This is a genomic window from Falsiroseomonas sp. RANM36 (genome assembly GCF_056682175.1).
Window position 1 is genome coordinate 167864 of record NZ_JBWXTD010000003.1, and the last position, 15767, is coordinate 183630.

Genomic DNA, 15767 nt, shown 5'->3' on the forward strand with positions numbered 1-15767 from the left:
CGGATCACCCCGCACTCACCACGCGCCGGCGACAGGAACGGGCGCGAGACGGGCTGCCCCCTCCCGCGCGCATGCATGGCGCCGACTTCAATCAGGAAGGAAAAACCACGGTAAACGAGACGTCAATTGATCTGCACGCGTTCACCGGATGTTTTTCTTTCACGCGCAGGCTTTCGCACATGCAGCATGACAGTCTTCGGCAGTCGCCGACGACATGGCCAAGAAGTTACCGCGAATTCACCCCGGGTTGCGAAAGCGAATACGGCAGCGCAATCCCGCCGGCAGCGTGAGGTCGGGGTTCGGCAGGCGAAGCCGCACGCCGAATGTGCCGCTGGCCGCGTCCATCACGCGGTCCACCACCGACACCTCGGCCGCGTGGACGCCGCCCACCGGCGCCTCCGGCAGCACCGTCGCGATGTCGCCGAGCTTGACCTGCCCGAAATAGGAAACCGGCAGGAACACCTCGACATGGATCGGATCGATCTGCGCGAGCGTCAGCAGCTGCGCCTGCTCGTGCAGGTATTCGCCGGCGGCGAGGTGACGCTCCACCACGATGCCGTCCACCGGGCTCAGGATGCGCCGCTGCGCCACCTGCTCCTCGGCACGCAGCAGCTCGGCGCGGGCGGCCTGCAGGTTCATCTGCGCGTCGCGCAGCGTCAGCGCCGCCACGCGGGCCTCGGTGGCGGCCTCGTCGTATTCGCGCTCGCTGACCGCGCTGCTGGCGCGCAGGCGCTGCAGCCGCCCGGCGCGGCGCTCCGCGTATTCGGCGCGCTGCTCGGCGCTGGCCACCGGCGCGTCGTTCTCCGCGCGGACGCGGGCGAGGGCGAGGTTCGCCTCCTCCACCTCGGCCGCCAGCAGCGCCACCACCTGGCCCTGGCGCACCACGTCGCCGCGACTGACCTGCACGCTGCGGATCAGCCCGGTGACGGAGGCGCCGAGCTTCACGCGCTGGGCCGCGTCCATCAGGCAGTCGAACTCGCCTTCGGCCAGCCGCGGCGCCGGCTGCGCCGCGGCGGCACCGGCCAGGGCGAGCGCGACGGGCAGCGCCGCGAGGCGAAGCAGATGCGGTGCGGTGCGGTTGCGGTCCATGGTCATCCACACAAGCGGCACGTGCAGCGCCGGCCGCGTCGAGCATCGTCCATCGGTGGGGAAATGCAACGCCCCGCCGGCGCTTGCCGCTGCGCGGCGCCACCGATATCGTCCGCACAACCCCGCGTTGACGCCCGAAACCCCGGCAGCGATCGCGCGGCACAAGGAGCATCGAGATGGCGCAGCCGCCGACCCAGCCGGAGATGAAGCTCGACACCTCGCAGCTGAAGAGCAGCTACTGCAACGTGTGCAGCGCCACCAGCACGCGCGAGGAAGTGGTGCTGACCTTCGGCGTCAACCAGAACTGGGACCTGCAGCAGCAGCAGGGGGGCGGCCCGATGGATGTGCAGCTGCTGCACCGCATCATCATGAGCCCGGTGGCCGCCAAGCGCTTCCACGACCTGCTGACGCGCCTGATGTCGGAGCACGAGTCGCGCCACGGGTCGCTCTGAGGCACCGCGGCGCCGCCCGGCTCAGGCCTCCGGCGCCGCGTCGAACTCGCCCTGGAGTTCGGCCGTGCTGAGGATCAGCACCTTGCGGCCATCCAGGATCTGCGGCGCCTGATCGCGCAGCGTCGCCCAGCGCGCCTCCACGGCATCCAGGGCGGCATCGAGGTCGTCGAAGCGCTCGAGTTCCGGCGCCGCCGTCCCGGCGGGGCGCCAACGCAGATAGAACGGCCCGGACTGGCTCATGCGCGGTGCGTCTCCTGTGGCAGCCGCGCCGGCCCGGCGCGACGGGGCGGGAACATCCCGGTCCTACCGCGTCGGATCAAGAGGGGTCGGCGCGGTCAGTCCGGCCGGCCGCCGCCGGCGCCTGTGACGGCGCGGGCCTCGTAGCGCGCGCCCCAGCCCTCGCTGCGCACCCAGGCCAGAAGGTTGTCGCGCCCCGGCGGCGCCCGATCCAGCGCGCATTGGCTGCGCCAGGCCAGCGCCAGCATGCAGGACAGCACCGGCACGCCGCCATGGAAGGGCGTGCGGCGGATCGGCAGCAGGGTCGGCATGCCCGTTCCCAGCATCGCGATCGCGTCCAGCCCCGTGGGATCCAGCGCGAGCAGCGCCTGGTGCGCGCCCTCCCCGCTCATTGCGTAGATCGGGTGGAAGACGCCGTCCTGCAGGACCGAGCCGGAGACGCGCGCGACCTCGAAGCCGAGCGCGGTGAAATAGGCGATGCCCGCATCCGTCAGGTCCTGCGGATAGGGGCTGACCAGGCCGATGCGCTTCGCGCCCAACGCGCGGAAGGCGTCGCGCACCGCATGGCCGGCCGTGACGAAGGGCACGCCGCGCGCGGCGGTGATGCGCGCGACCGCAGCCTCCTCCTCCGCCACGCCGGCGAAGTAGGAGGCGCCGGTGCAGGCGAAGGCGATGGCGCCGACGGGGGCGTTGGCGAACTGGTCGGACCAGGTCTCGAGCGCGGCGAGATAGTCCAGCAGCCGCGCGATGATGGTGGGCTTCGTGCTGGTCATGCGTGCGTTCAGCATCGCCGTGCCGGGCGGCAGCAGCGCCGCGAATTCGGGCTCCACCGTCGTGTTCGCCTGCGGCGTCAGCACGCCGAGCAGGCCGCGTGGAGCGTATTCCACCGCCATGGCTCAATCCCTTCCCGTCACTCGCGCGACGATGGCCTCCGGCTCCGCCGGATCGGCCGCGCCGCGCCATCCCACATGTCCGTCGGGTCGCACCAGGATGAGGCGAGGGCCTTCGAGCACAGCGGCATCGCAGCGCTGCGTGCTCACGGGCACGCCTCCGTCGCGCAGCGCGGCCAGAAGCCGCGACGCCTCGGCGTCCATGCCGGCGCCAATGAGCGAAAAGCCGGGGCCGAGCAGGTCCAGCGTGCTGCGCCCATCCGGCAGCCAGGCATGCGGGAAGCGGCTGCCGGGCCAGGTGGAGGGCACCACCTGGTTCGGATCGTCGGGCGGCTCGTGGGTGCCATCCGGGACGATCGCCGGACTGTCCGCGTAGCGGTAGCCGAGATGCACGCCCGCCGAGTTGAACTGCCGCGACATCCAGGCGATGCGCTGCTTCAGCCGCGCGCGCGCCGCCGCGCCGCGTTCGCTGTCCTCGCCGATGAAAGCGGGCGTTTCCGCCATCACCATGTCGATGCGGTCGGAGTTGGTCGCGGAGATGATGGAATTGCGGATCGCCACCGGCTTGCGCTCGGCCTCGTAGCTGTCCAGCAGCTTCTCGCCCGCCCAGCCTTCGCGAACGGCCGAAAGCTTCCAGGCGAGGTCGCAGGCGTCGCCGATGCCGGTGTTCATGCCGACGCCGCCGGTGGGGACGAACAGATGCGCCGCGTCGCCGGCGAGGAAGACGCGGCCGCGCCGCCACTCCGCCGCGACGGATTGGTGATGATGCCAATGCGTGGTGCCGACCAGTTCGAAATCGAAGGGCGCGCCCATGGCGGCATGCAGCACGGCGGCGGGATCGTCGGCGCCCTCGCGCGACGGGTCGGCCCAGTAGAACTGGTAGTTCCAGAGATCCTTCCCGTCGATCGCGGTGAACACGCCGTAGCAGCCCGGCGTGAAGCAGAAATAGAGATTCGCCAGGCCCTTCCCATGCGCGCGCAGGAAGTCGGCGCTGCGGAACAGGAAGGAGAGGTTGCTGCGCATCCGCCCGCGGCCGACCATCGGGATGCCCAGCGTCTTGCGCACCAGCGAGGCGCCGCCGTCGCAGCCCACAAGGTAGTCCGCCTCCACCTGCTCGGTCGCGCCGGCCTCGTCCTCCAGCGTCGCCAGCACATGGTCGCCGCGATCCTCGAAGGCCGCGAGGCGCCAGCCATGCCGCATGGTCAGCGGCGACAGCCCTGCCGCGTGCTTAAGCAGCACCGGCTCCAGCGCCTGCTGCCCGATCTGCGTCTTGCCATAGGGCGACCAGGCGAGTTCGCGCCATCGCGCGGCAGCCGCCGGATCGCGCGCGCGGATCGCCGCGACGGGCGGGGAGGCGAAGCGGTGGATCTCATGGCCCGCCAGACGGTCGCAGAAGACGATGTAGTAGGCGTCGTTCTGCGGCATGCAGGCTTCGTAGACCTGCTCGTCCAGGCCCCAGCGCCGGAACAGCTCCATGGAGCGCGCGCCGAGCAGCGTTGCCTTCGGGTGCTGCGTCGGCCCGTGCCGCGGCTCCACCAGAAGCGAGGGCACGCCGCGATGCGCGAGGTCGATGCCGAGGGTCAGCCCCACCGGCCCGCCGCCGGCGATCAGCACCGGCACGCGTCGCGGCATCGGGCACCTCCTTGCTCGGCGCCACGGTAGCCAGCGGATCGCATGCCGACAATCGGCGGGGCAGCGCATGTTCCGTCTCGACGCCCCCGCCCCGCAATGCAAGGCTCGCTTGCGGCACAGCGTGGGATGCGCGGAGATGGCACGACGGCTGCGGATCGGCCTCGATGTCGGCGGAACCTTCACCGACCTTGCCCTGGTGGACGATGCGACGGGCCGCATCACCTTCCACAAGGTTCCCTCGACGCCGCACGATCCCTCCGAGGCGATCGAGACCGGCATCATCGGCCTGCTGGCCCGCGCGCAGGGCGCGGCGGCGGAGGTGGTGTTCCTCGGCCATGGCACCACGGTCGCGACCAACATGGTGATCGAGCGCCGCGGCGCCCGCACCGGCTTGCTGACGACGAAGGGCTTTCGGGACGTGCTGGAGATCGGCCGCCAGACGCGCCCGCATCTCTACGACTACACCGTGAAGCGCCCGGAACCGCTGGTGCCGCGCCGACGCCGCATCGAGATCGCCGAGCGCCTGGCGGCCGAGGGCACGGTACTGCAGGCGCTGGACGAGGCGGAGGTCGAACAGGCCGCACGCGCGCTGCTGGTGCAGGGCGTGGAAGCCATCGCTGTCGGCTTCCTGCATGCCTGGCGCGACCCGCGGCACGAGTCGGCGGCGAAGCGCGTGCTGCAACGCATCGCGCCCGAGGCGTATCTTTCGATATCCGCCGAGGTCCTGCCGGAATTCCGCGAATTCGACCGGTTCTCCACCACGGTGATGAACGCCTATGTCGGTCCGCGCATGGCGCGCTACCTGGACAAGCTTCAGGCGCGGCTGAAGGGCGCGGGCATCGTGCCCGGCCCCTACACGGTGCATTCCAATGGCGGGCTGATGTCCGTGGCGACGGCCGGTGCGGCGCCAGTGCGCACCTGCCTCTCCGGCCCCGCCGCCGGCGTGATCGGCGCCGCCGTGGTCGCGGGCGCGGCGGGTTTTCCGAACGTCGTCACCTTCGATGTCGGCGGCACCTCCACCGATGTGTCGGTGATCGCGGATGGCGCGCCGACCTCCACCTCGTCACGCGACGTCGCGGGCCATCCGGTGAAGGTGCCGGCCATCGGCATCGACGTGATCGGTGCGGGCGGCGGCAGCGTCGCCTTCATCGACGGCGGCGGCGGGCTGAAGGTGGGGCCGCGCAGCGTCGGCGCCGATCCCGGGCCGGTCGCCTATGGCAAGGGCGGCACGGAGCCGACGCTGACGGATGCGAACATCGTGCTCGGCCGCCTCGACCCCATCGCCCTGCTGCGCGGCGCGATGCCCGTGGACGCCGCGGCCGCGCGGCGCGCAGTGAGCGAAAAGATCGCGACGCCGCTGCGCCTTTCGGTGGAGGAAGCGGCACTCGGCATCATCCGCGTCGCCGTCGCGAACATGGGCCGCGCGATCCGCGGCGTGACGACGGAACGCGGCTATGCGCCGGAACGCTTCGCGCTGTTCGCCTATGGCGGCGCCGGCCCGCTGCATGCGACCGAAGTCGCCAGCGAATGCGGCATCCCTGTCGTGGTCGTGCCGCGCGAGCCTGGCACCATGTGCGCGCGGGGCATCCTCCTGGCGGACATCGCGCTGGACTTCGTCCGCACCGCCATCGCGCCGCTGGACGAGGCAAGCTGGTCCAACGCCGCCGCGCTGTTCGCGGAGATGGAGCGCGACGCGCAATCCTGGCTGGAGGGCGAAGGCGTGCCGCAGTCGCGGCGCGACGCCAGCCGCGCGGTGGACCTGCGCTATGACGGCCAAAACTTCGAGGTGCGTGTGAAGCTGCCCGAAGGCGGAATGGACCTGCCCGCGCTGATGGACGCCTTCGCGGTGGAGCATGAGCGCACCTATGGCTACGCCATCCCGGGCCGCACCGTGGAACTGGTGAATTGCCGCCTTACCGCGCTCGGCCGCGTGCCGCGCGGCGCGCCGGAGCCGCCGCCGCAGGAGGGCTCGCCGGAGGCGGCGCGCATCGGCGCACGCCGCGTCTATTTCGACCGCGAGATCGGCTGGCGCGGCACGCCGGTCTATGACCGCGACAGGCTGCCCGCCGGCGCACGCCTGGTCGGGCCTGCCGTCATCGAGGAGATGAGCGCCACCACGGTCGCCTTTCCCGGCCAGGTGGTGGAGCTCGATGCCGAGGGCAACATCGTGCTGCGCCAGACCGCCCGCAGCGCCGCATCGCAGGAGGCGCTGGCCCATGCCTGACACCAACCCGGCACCGGCCGCCGACCCGGTGGCGATGGAGGTCTTCGCCAACCGCCTGCTCTCCATCACGGAGGAGATGGGCCACATCCTCATCCGCGCCTCCTTCTCCACCAACATCAAGGAGCGCAAGGACTGCTCGGTCGGCATGTTCGACGCGAAGGGCCGCTGCATCGCGCAGGCCGCGCATATGCCGCTGCATCTGGGTTCGCTGCTCGGCGCCGTGCGCAGCGTGCTGGAACACACGCAGGTCGAGGCGATGAAGGACGGCGACGCCTTCGTCTGCAACGACGTGTTCCTGGCGCGCGGCACGCACCAGCCGGACATCACCATCGTCACGCCCATTTTTTTCGATCAGCGCGTCGCCTTCTTCGCGGTGAACACGGGGCACCATTCGGATGTCGGCGGCCCCTATCCCGGCTCCATGTCGCAGACCGCGCGCTCGATCTTCGAGGAAGGGCTGCGCATCCCCGTGATGCGCATCGCGCGGGCCGGCGAGGTGGACGAGGATTTGCTGCGCATGATCGCGCACAATTCGCGGGAGCCGGTGGAGCGCACGCTGGATCTCCGCGCGCAGATCGCGGTGAACCGCCGCGGCGCTGACCTGATGCGGCGCCTGGTGGCGGCCGACGAAATCGCGGCGGTGGAACGCGCGATCGACGACCTCATCGCCTACACGGCGCGGCGCCTCCGCGCGCGCATCGCCGCCATGCCGGATGGCGAATGGCATGGCGAGCGCTGGATGGATTCCGATGGCGTGCCGGGTGGCGAGAAGATCCGCCTTGCCGTGCGCGTGGCGGTGAAGGGCAGCGACCTGCTGCTGGATTTCGAGGGCTCCGCCCCGCAGGCGCGCGGCGCGATGAATGTCGCGGGCGTGGCCCTGGAAGCCACCTGCTACTACGCCGTGAAGGCGCTGCTCGATCCCGACCTGCCGGCGAACAGCGGGTTGTTCGACACGGTGCGCCTGACCGCGCCGGAGGGCAGCATCCTCAGCCCGCGCTTCCCCGCCGCGACCGCGGTGCGCGCCATCACCTGCAACCGCGCCGCCGGCGCCATCTTCGACGCGATGAACCGCGCCGTCGCGCCGGAGCGCCGCATGGCGATGAGCCATGATTCCGTGCCGCTGCTGCTGGTCGCCGGCGAGCGGCGCAATGGCGGCCCGTATGTCTATCTCGAGACGCTGGCCGGCGGAATCGGGGCGACCTGCGGCGCGGATGGCGCCGATGCGGCGCAGGTGCACACGGTGAACTCGTCCAACCTGCCGGCGGAGGCGCTGGAGATCGAGTATCCGCTGCTGGTGGACGCGTATGCGCTGGTGCCGGATTCCGGCGGCGCCGGGCGGTGGCGCGGCGGGCTTGGCCTCGCGCGCCAGATTTCGTCGCGCGTGGACGGCTCGCTGCTGACGGCGCGCGGCGAGGGCTATGTCACGGACGCGCCGGGCTGCGAGGGCGGGCTGCCCGGCGGGCTCGCGACGCTGCGCCATCGCCCCGGCACGCCGCAGGAAGCGCCGCTGCCCACGGCCACCACCGCGATGCGCCTGACGGCGGGCGAGGCGGTGCGCATCCAGACGCCCGGCGGCGGCGGCTTCGGCGCGCCTTCGCAGCGCGATCCGCAGGCGCTGGCGGCGGACATCCTGGACGGCAAGGTCTCCCGCGCCGCCGCCGAGCGCGACTACGGCATGGCCGCGGTGGCCGCGGCGCTCGGCGCGTGGCGGGATACCTGAGACAGGGCGGTCAGTAGCCGCGGACGCGATCCACCAGCTGCGCCAATGCCTCGCCCCTGAGCCATCTCTCCAGGTTCTCGGCGAAGGCCGCCATGCAGCGGGTGCCATAGGCGGTCGGGTCATAGACGCCGCAATGCGCGGTGATGATCAGGTTCGGCGTGTCCCAGAGCGGGCTGTCGGCGGCAAGCGGCTCCTGCGTCAGCGCATCCAGCACCGCACCGCCGAGGCTGCCCTCGTGCAGCTTCGCGGCCAGCGCCGCCTCGTCGAGCTGCTCGCCGCGCCCGATATTCACGACGCCCGCATGGCACGGCAACGCGTCGAGCTCCGCGCGGCCGACCACGCCGTGCGTCTCCGGCGTCAGCGGCAGCGCGATGATGAGGAAGTCGGCTTGCGGCAAGTGCGGCCGGAAGTCGGCGCCCCTGGTCATCAGGTCCACGTCCGGATGCGCGCGGCCGGAGCGGTTGTTGCCGATCACGCGCATGCCCTGCGCCTTCAGCGCGCCGGCCGCCGCGCCGCCGAGCGCGCCCATGCCGAGGATCAGCGCCGTCTTTCCCGCCAGCGTGCCGCCGGCGCGCGGCGCCCAGCGACGCGCGCGCTGCGCGGTGACCAGGTACGGGATGGCGTTGTTCAACATCAGCACGGCGGCAAGCGCGAATTCCGCCGCCTTCGGCACATGCGTGCCGCTGGCGTTGGTCAGCGCGATGTACGGCGGGATCTCCTGCTTCAGCAGCCCTTCCACCCCGGCGCTGGTGTAGCTGATCCAGCGCAGATGCGGCGCGCGCCGGGCCAGGTCGTGCAGCGGCGCGGCGCCGGTCAGCAACAGCACCTCGGCTTCCGCCAGCGCGGCCTCCAGCGTCTCCGCCGTGTCGCCATGGGTCAGGACGATGCGCGGCGCGCGCGGCGCCCGCGCCGCGCGCAGCCGCGCCTCCGTGAACTGGTCCGCCAGCCCCGCCTGCGGGGCGACATGCGCGTGGACGCGCAACATGCGATCGGCGGTCATTCGATCCGGACGTTGTTGGCACGGATGATCCGGCCGTAGCTCTCGGTCTGCTCGCGCAGGCGGTTGCGGAAGGAGGCGGCGCCGTCGGCCTGCACCTCGCCGCCGATCTGGGCGATCCGCGCCTTCACCGCCGGCTCGTTCAGGACCGCGGCGATCTCCTGCTCGAGGCGCGCGACCAGCGCCGGCGGCGTCTGGCCCTGCACCAGGATGCCCTGCCAGGTGCCGGAATCCGGCTCCGGCCAGCCCAGCTCGCGGAAGGTGGGCAGGTTCGGCAGGTTGTCGAAGCGGCGCGGTCCGGTCACCGCGATCCCGCGCATCTGGCCCTGCACGACGTAGTTCATGGACTGCGTCGCGCCGGCCATGGTCAGGTTGGATTCGTTCGACACCAGCGACAGCAGCGCCGGCGCGCCACCGCGATAGGGCACATGCTCCATCGCGCCGCCCCAATGCGCGGCAAGCGCAAGCGCGACCAGGTGGGTCAGCGTGCCGGTGCCGGAATTGGCGGCATTGAGCTTCCCCGGATTGGCCTTCGCATAGGCGGCAAGCTCGGCGGCGTTCTGCACCGGCAGCGTGTTGTTCACCGCCAGGATGTAGGGCGCGTACACCACCATCTGCACCGGTGCCAGGTCGCGCTCCACGTCGAAGGGCAGGCGCGGGAACAGGTGCGGGTTCGTCGCCAGCACGGAGATGTCCAGCAGCACCATCATGGAGCCGTCGGGCCGGCTCTTGGCCACGGCGTCGGCGCCGATGTTGCCGCCGGCCCCGGGGCGGTTCTCCACCACCACGTTCTGTCCGATGCGCGCCTGCAGCGAGGGCGCGATCAGTCGCGCCAGGATGTCGCTGGTGCCGCCCGGCCCGAAGGGCACGATGATGCGCAGGGTCTGGGTGAAGCCCTGCGCCCTCACCGCCGGGGCGCGCAGCAGCATGGACGCGCCGGCCGCGGCCAGCAGAAGCTTGCGGCGTTGCATGATCGGTGTTCCTCCCCCGCGGCTGCACGAAGCCGGACCGTGACTCTCGGGCAGGCACGGCGCGTGTCAATGGCCTTGCCGCTTCTCGCTTGCCGTGCTGCCGCCACGCTCTACTCTGCCGCGCCGCAACAAGCACAGGGAGAACGACGATGCGCAGGATGCGATCCATGCTGGGGGCGCTGGCTCTCGGCGGCTTGCTGTCCGCCATGGCGGCGATGGCGCAGGAGACCACCTTCGGCGTGCGGTCGGGCCCGCTCTCGATCGACCCGCATTTCTCCTCGGCGGGGCAGCACGCCTCCGCCTTGCGCAACATCTTCGACGCGCTGGTGCGGCGCTCGCCGGAGATGGAGCTGCAGCCCAACCTGGCCGAAAGCTGGCGCCGGGTGGACGACATGACCTGGGAGTTCAAGCTGCGGCGCGGCGTGCTCTGGCATGACGGCACGCCCTTCACGGCCGCCGACGTCAAGTTCTCGGTCGAGCGCATCCCCACCGTGGTCGCCGGCACGGGCGGCCTCGGCGCCTATGTGCGCTCGATCAAGGAGACGGTGGTGGTGGACGACCACACCGTGCGCTTCCTGACGCACGGCCCCTCGGCCACGCTGCTCGCGGAGCTCGACCGCGTCTTCATCGTGCAGGCGCGCGCCGCCCAGGGCGCGGACAACGCCGCCTTCCGCAGCGGCGGCGCGGCCATCGGAACGGGGCCGTACCGGTATGTCTCGTGGGAGCCGCGCGGCGACCTGGTGCTGGAACGCTTCGACCGCTACTGGGGCGATGCCCCGCATTTCCGGCGCGTGACGATGCGCGAGATCTCGAACGACAGCGCGCGCGTGGCGGCGCTGCTGGCCGGCGGCGTGGACCTGATCAACTACGTTCCGCCCGCCAGCGTGACAACGCTGCGCCGCACCGCCAACCTCGAGGTCCTGCAGGTTCCCTCGATCTACGTCTTCCTGCTGCAGCCGGACGGGCGGGACGCCTCGCCGCTCGTCACCGACAATGACGGGCAGCCCTTCGCGCGCAGCCCGCTGCGCAACCCGCGGGTACGCCAGGCGCTGTCGCTCTCCATCAACCGCAACGGCATGGCCCGCAGCATCATGGAAGGCCTGGCGGAGCCGGCGAACACGCCGCTGCCCGCCAGCTTCTTCGGGGTGCCGCGCGACACGCCCCCGCTGCGCTACGACCCCGCGGAGGCACGGCGCCTGCTGGCGGAAGCGGGCTATCCGCGCGGCTTCCGCATCCAGCTGCACTGCACCAATGACCGCTTCGCCGGCGATGCACGGGTCTGCGCCGCGCTCGGCCAGTCGCTTGCGCAGATCGGCATCACCGCCGAAGTGAACGCGCAGCCCACCTCCGTCTACTTCACCAACTTCACGCGCGGCGACTACAGCCTGACGATGAACGGCTGGGGCACGCTGACCGGCGACGCGACCTACATGCTCGCCTCGCTGCTGCACACCCGCGGCGTCGATCCGCGCTTCGGCACCTTCAACCGCATGCGCTACTCCAATCCGGAGGTGGACCGGCTGACGCGCGCGAGCCTGGAGGTGCTGGACGAGGCCGAGCGCGCGCGCATCGTCTCGCAGGGGATCCGCACGGCGATGGAGGACAACGCGATCATCCCGGTGGTCACCCTGTCCGCGGTCTGGGCGGTCAACGCCACGCGGCTTTCCTTCACCGCGCGGATGGACGAGGAGACGCTGGCGCGGGATGCGCGGGCGCCGGCGCGCTGAGCGCCGCGGCAGCCCTGCTCAGTATTCGCAGACGACGTTGAGGAGCGCCTGGCGGCGCTCCCGCGTCACCACGGCGATGGCGCGCCGGAGCGCGGCGGGCAGTTCCGCCGGGTCTGTCACCCGCTCGCCATGGCCGCCGCTCGCCTCGGCCAGCTTCTCGAAGGCGGGCGCCGGGCGCAGGTCGGCGAACAGGTCGGCGCCGGTGCGCGCGGCGGCGCCGTCGCGATACATCGCCAGCGTGGAGTTCCGCACCGCCGCATACATCCCGTTGTTGAACACGATCACCAGCACCGGCAGGCCATGCGCCTCGGCCACCCAGTGGCAGGCGGTCGGGTTGTTGAACACATAGGCGCCGTCGCCGAGCGTCGCGACCACCAGCCGGTCCGGCGCCGCGAGCTTCGCGCCCAGCGCCGCGCCGAACCCCCAGCCGAGCCCGCCCGCGGTGCTCTGGCCGTAGAAGGTGCCGTGGCGATTGCGCGGGCAATGGGCCTGCCGCAGCGGATATTCGTTGACGACGATCGCATCCTCGTCCAGCGCCTCGCCCAGGCAGTGGCTGATCCACTCCGGCGTGATCGCCCCCGCGGGCGGCGCGGCCATGCTCGCCTTCCACGTCGCGCGCTGCCTGGCGGAGAGCGCGCCGTATTCCGCGGCGCGGCGCCGCACCGCCTCCGCCCCCTGCGCCAGCAGCGGCGCGAGCGCGGCCGAGATCCCGCCAAGCGCGGCGGCCGGCGTGGCGGTGATCGCCAGATCCATCGGGAAGCTGCGCATCGGATAGCGCGCGAAGAGCGGATCCTCGCCGACATGGACCACGCGGCAGCCCTCGGGCGGCCCCTGGAGATGCGGGATCCATGGCACGTCGGTGTCCAGCACGATCACGCAGTCGGCCTTGGCCAGCAGCGGTCCGGGCTCGTAGCCCATATGCATGGGATGGTCCGCGGCGATGTTCACGAAGCGCGGCATGAAGCTGATCACCGGCACGGCGAAGCGCGTGGCGAAGGCCGACAGCGCGTCGAAACCGGCGCGGGTGCGCCCCGCGGCCGAGCTGATGAGCAGCGGCCGCTCCGCCGCCGCGATCATCCGCGCGGCCGCTTCCAGCGCGCCCGGGTCGGGCAGCGGCGCGGCGGGCGGCGCCACGGGCTCGCGCACCACCGCGCCATCGGCCGGCGCGGCAAGCGTGTCGCGCGGCAGCGTGGCGTAGACGGGCCCGCGCGGCGAGGCCATGGCGATGGCGAGCGCGCGCGTCACCAGATCCCCCGCCTGCTCCGGCTGGCGCAGCTCGCCGTCCCACTTCACCGCCTCGCGCACCATGGCCGCCTGGTCGAACATCTCCTGCGCCCAGTGGATGTGGCGCGTGCGCGCGCCGGGCCGGCCCTTCTCGGCATAGGGCGTGCGGCCGGCGAGCACGAAGACCGGCGTGTGGTCGCGGTTCGCGTTCAGCAGCCCGTTGAGCGTGTTCGCCGTGCCGACATTCACATGCACCATCACCGCCTGCGGCCTGCCGGTGATCATCGTCACGCCATGGGCCATGGCCACGGCGGCGTTCTCGTGCGGCACCGTCATCGGCCGCGGCAGGCGGTGGTTGCTGCCCTCCAGCGCCGCATAGGCCTCGACGATCGGGGGGAAGTCGGTGCCGCCATTGGCGAAGAAATACTCGACGCCGCTGGCGCCGAGCTGTCGCAGGAAGACCTCCGCGGCCGAGGCCATCAGTTCACCGTCGCGCCGGACAGCGCGATGGCCTCGCGCATCACCGGCGTCATGGCGCGCATCGCCTCCGCCATTCCCTGCGGCGTGCTGCAGACCGGATCGGTGCCGAGGCGCAGCAGCGCGGTGCGCACGCCGTCATCGGCGCAGGCGCGCACCATGATGGCGCCGATGCGCTCGCGGATCTCGGCCGGCACGCCGGCGGGCGCGGCCAGCCCGTTCCAGGTGCCGATCTGGAAGCCGGGATAGCCCTGCTCCGCCACGGTCGGCACGTCGGGCAGCAGCGCGCTGCGCTGCGCGCCCGTCACCGCGATGGTGCGCAGCGTGCCGGCCTCGCGCGCCGGCATCATCTCCACGGCGTTGCCGAGATAGACATGGATGCGCCCACCCATCACGTCCTGCATCGCAAGCGGCCCGCTGCGGTAGGGCACGTGCTCCATCCGCAGGCCCATCCGCTGCAGCAGATAGGCCATGCCGAGATGGCTGAGCCCGCCCGTGCCGCCCGATGCGTAGTCGAGCTGGCCAGGCCGCGCCGCGACGTAGTCGCGGAACTCCGCCAGCGTCTTCGGGCCAAGGCTGGTCGAGACGCCGAGCACCAGCGAATTGCCGGCGATGATGGAGATCGGCGCGAAGTCCCGCTGCGGATCGAAGGGCAGGCGCTGCATCAGCGGCAGCACCACGACATGCGATGCGCTGGCATGCAGCAGCGTGTAGCCGTCCGCCGGGCTGCGCAGCACGGCTTCCATGCCGATGGCGCCGCCACCGCCGGGGCGGTTCTCCACCACCACCGGCTGGCCGACATGGCGGGAGAGCCATTCCGCGCCGATGCGGCCGATGCCGTCGCTGACGCCGCCCGGTCCGAAGGGAATGACCAACCGGATCGGCCGCTCCGGCCAGTTCTGGGCCAGCGCGGGCTGTCCCAGCGCCGCGACGATTGCGAGGCAGGCTGCGCGCAGCAGCCCCGTCAGGAAGGGTCCAGGCACGCCGCGCATCTCCCTGTCTCTTCGCTCGGGGAAGCTTGCGTCGCGGGGCAGCGCGACGCAAGCGCGCCGCCTCAGCGCCGCCGCAGTTCCAGGTTGCCGCGCGGATCCACCTCCGCGCCCCAGCCATCCAGCAGCACCAGCGTGCTGTCCTGCTGCTCGATGATCGCGGGTCCGGCGATCCGCGCCGCGCGGCCGAGGCGGTCGCGCGCATGCACCGGCCAGTCCCGCCAGCCCTGCGCGGTGAAGACGCGCCGCGTGCCGAGCGCCGCCGCCGCGGGCCGCGCCGGCGCATCGGGCAGGGCGAGCGGCGGCAGATGCCCCGTCGCGCGCACGCGGAAGGCGGTCATCTCGATCGCGCTCTCGGCGTCGCGGAAGCCGTACACCGCCTCATGCGCGCGGTGGAAAGCCTCGGCCACGGCGGCGGCCACCGCGGCCGGCGCGCCGTCGAAGGTGGCGGGCGGGAAATCCACCGTCAGCTCGAAGCTCTGCCCCGCGTAGCGCATCTCGGCGCTCGGCTCGAGCGTGACATGCGTCATGGCGTGGCCCTCCTGCGCCAGCCAGGCCTCCGCGGCGCGGGAGAGCTCGGCCAGCGCCGCGACCAGCGCCGCCGTCGCCTGCGCCTCCGCCGGCCAGGTCCGCAGCCGCAGCGAGCGGACGAAGTCGCGCTTCAGGTCGGCCAGCACCGCGCCGAGCGCGCAGAAGGTGCTGGCGGCGAAGGGCACCAGCACCGCGGTCAGACCGGCTTCCTCCGCCAGCAGGTTGGCATGCGTCGGCCCGGCGCCGCCGAAGGGCATCAGCGCGAAGCTCGCCGCATCCTCGCCCCGCTGCGCCAGGCCCTTGGCGAGCTCGGTCGCCATCACCGCCGTCGCCACGCGCAGCGCCGCATGCGCCGCGCGCGCCGGCGCATCCGGGCCGGAGAAGCCGAGCCGCGCCGCGATCGGCGCCAGCGCGGCTTCCGCCGCGGCGCGATCGAGCCGCATCCGGCCGCCGAGGAAGCCGGCCGGGTCCACGAAGCCGCAGGCCAGGTAGCAGTCGGTCACGGTGGGCTCGGTGCCGCCGCGGCCGTAGCAGACCGGGCCGGGCGCGGCGCCGGCGCGGCGCGGCCCCCCCGACCCCCCCCCCCCCCGGGCCCACCCCCCCCAGG

The 15767-nt window shown here is 72.3% G+C and carries 13 protein-coding genes; 4 read left to right on the plus strand and 9 right to left on the minus strand.

What is annotated here, in order from left to right; genetic code table 11:
- Positions 1-237 precede the first annotated feature (237 nt).
- A complete protein-coding gene (locus tag AC1MIR_RS05650) occupies positions 238-1089 on the minus strand; it encodes an efflux RND transporter periplasmic adaptor subunit (protein ID WP_480027208.1) in 852 nt (283 codons plus the stop codon).
- 176 nt (positions 1090-1265) lie between these two features.
- On the opposite strand from AC1MIR_RS05650, the gene AC1MIR_RS05655 reads away from it, so the two are divergent.
- Positions 1266-1541, plus strand: coding sequence for a DUF3467 domain-containing protein (locus AC1MIR_RS05655; RefSeq protein WP_480027209.1), 276 nt, complete (start codon positions 1266-1268; stop codon positions 1539-1541).
- Positions 1542-1562: 21 nt separating this feature from the next.
- Here the strand turns inward: AC1MIR_RS05655 and AC1MIR_RS05660 are convergent, their stop codons facing one another.
- The 3 genes from AC1MIR_RS05660 to AC1MIR_RS05670 form a co-directional block, all read right to left on the minus strand.
- The gene (locus AC1MIR_RS05660) at positions 1563-1781 is read right to left on the minus strand and encodes a hypothetical protein (protein WP_480027210.1); all 219 of its coding nucleotides are present in this window, start codon (positions 1779-1781) and stop codon (positions 1563-1565) included.
- 95 nt (positions 1782-1876) lie between these two features.
- Positions 1877-2671, minus strand: coding sequence for a maleate cis-trans isomerase family protein (locus tag AC1MIR_RS05665; RefSeq protein ID WP_480027211.1), 795 nt, complete (start codon positions 2669-2671; stop codon positions 1877-1879).
- Positions 2672-2674: 3 nt separating this feature from the next.
- Positions 2675-4300, minus strand: coding sequence for an FAD-dependent monooxygenase (locus AC1MIR_RS05670; RefSeq protein ID WP_480027212.1), 1626 nt, complete (start codon positions 4298-4300; stop codon positions 2675-2677).
- 136 nt (positions 4301-4436) lie between these two features.
- On the opposite strand from AC1MIR_RS05670, the gene AC1MIR_RS05675 reads away from it, so the two are divergent.
- Both AC1MIR_RS05675 and AC1MIR_RS05680 read left to right on the plus strand, forming a co-directional pair.
- The gene (locus AC1MIR_RS05675) at positions 4437-6524 is read left to right on the plus strand and encodes a hydantoinase/oxoprolinase family protein (RefSeq protein WP_480027213.1); all 2088 of its coding nucleotides are present in this window, start codon (positions 4437-4439) and stop codon (positions 6522-6524) included.
- Positions 6517-8244: a hydantoinase B/oxoprolinase family protein gene (locus AC1MIR_RS05680; RefSeq protein ID WP_480027214.1), complete on the plus strand. Its 1728-nt coding sequence runs from the start codon at positions 6517-6519 to the stop codon at positions 8242-8244. Before AC1MIR_RS05675 ends, AC1MIR_RS05680 begins: the two co-directional genes overlap by 8 nt.
- A gap of 10 nt (positions 8245-8254) precedes the next feature.
- Here the strand turns inward: AC1MIR_RS05680 and AC1MIR_RS05685 are convergent, their stop codons facing one another.
- The gene (locus tag AC1MIR_RS05685; protein ID WP_480027215.1) at positions 8255-9229 is read right to left on the minus strand and encodes an NAD(P)-dependent oxidoreductase; all 975 of its coding nucleotides are present in this window, start codon (positions 9227-9229) and stop codon (positions 8255-8257) included.
- 11 nt (positions 9230-9240) lie between these two features.
- Entirely contained in the window at positions 9241-10212 is a 972-nt protein-coding gene (locus AC1MIR_RS05690) for a Bug family tripartite tricarboxylate transporter substrate binding protein (RefSeq protein ID WP_480027216.1), read from the minus strand.
- A gap of 167 nt (positions 10213-10379) precedes the next feature.
- On the opposite strand from AC1MIR_RS05690, the gene AC1MIR_RS05695 reads away from it, so the two are divergent.
- Positions 10380-11939: an ABC transporter substrate-binding protein gene (locus AC1MIR_RS05695; protein WP_480027217.1), complete on the plus strand. Its 1560-nt coding sequence runs from the start codon at positions 10380-10382 to the stop codon at positions 11937-11939.
- 18 nt (positions 11940-11957) lie between these two features.
- Here the strand turns inward: AC1MIR_RS05695 and AC1MIR_RS05700 are convergent, their stop codons facing one another.
- The 3 genes from AC1MIR_RS05700 to AC1MIR_RS05710 all read right to left on the minus strand — a co-directional run.
- The gene (locus AC1MIR_RS05700; protein ID WP_480027218.1) at positions 11958-13643 is read right to left on the minus strand and encodes a thiamine pyrophosphate-requiring protein; all 1686 of its coding nucleotides are present in this window, start codon (positions 13641-13643) and stop codon (positions 11958-11960) included.
- A complete protein-coding gene (locus tag AC1MIR_RS05705) occupies positions 13643-14632 on the minus strand; it encodes a Bug family tripartite tricarboxylate transporter substrate binding protein (RefSeq protein WP_480027219.1) in 990 nt (329 codons plus the stop codon). The genes AC1MIR_RS05700 and AC1MIR_RS05705 overlap by 1 nt, the downstream gene beginning before the upstream one ends.
- Positions 14633-14694: 62 nt before the next feature.
- Positions 14695-15767, minus strand: a 1073-nt coding sequence (locus tag AC1MIR_RS05710) for a hydantoinase/oxoprolinase family protein (protein WP_480027220.1), incomplete at its 5' end; no start/stop codon positions are given.